Source organism: Actinomadura formosensis NBRC 14204, assembly GCF_001552155.1.
In the GTDB taxonomy this organism is placed as follows: domain Bacteria; phylum Actinomycetota; class Actinomycetes; order Streptosporangiales; family Streptosporangiaceae; genus Spirillospora; species Spirillospora formosensis.
This window is the reverse complement of sequence record NZ_BCQQ01000329.1, coordinates 1-551: the sequence shown is the minus strand read 5'-3', so window position 1 is coordinate 551 and position 551 is coordinate 1. Positions and strand designations below refer to the sequence as shown.

At 76.4% G+C, this 551-nt stretch carries 1 pseudogene; it reads right to left on the bottom strand.

The features are described 5' to 3' along the window. Nucleotides 1–551 (bottom strand): annotated as a pseudogene (locus tag AF1_RS35585) (MMPL family transporter); the annotation flags it as partial.

Genomic DNA, 551 nt, shown 5'->3' with positions numbered 1-551 from the left:
CACCCCGCCCACCAGGACCGCCAGCCAGGGCAGGGTCGCGCCGATGCTGCCGAGCTGGTCGACGACCTCGGCGGTCATGCCCCCGACGTGGACGTGCGCGCCGGCCGGCGGCGGGACGTCCCGGACCCGCTTGACGAGGTCGCGTGCGGCGCCGGAGTCGGGGTGCGCGTCGTAGCGGAGCGCGATCCGCGTCGTGGCGCCCTTGGCGCCGGTCACCGCCGTGCCGGTCACCCCGGGCACGGCGTCCAGACGGCCCCTGTACGCCTGGACCGCGGCCCGGTCGGATGCCCCGGTCACCACGGCCTCGATCGGGCTGGTGGCGTTGCGGGGGAACTGCGTCTCCAGTGTCTCTGCGACGGCCCTGGCGCCGGTGCCGGCCGGCAGGACCCTGGCGTCGACGCCGCCCCAGTTGATGTGCAGGAATGGGCCGCCGAGCGCGGCGAGCAGTGCCACCGTCGTCACCGCGTAGATCACCGGACGGCGCATGACGCTGCGGGCGAGCCGTCCCCACCAGCCGTCGGTCCGCTCACCGGACGGCGTCCGGTGGCGCC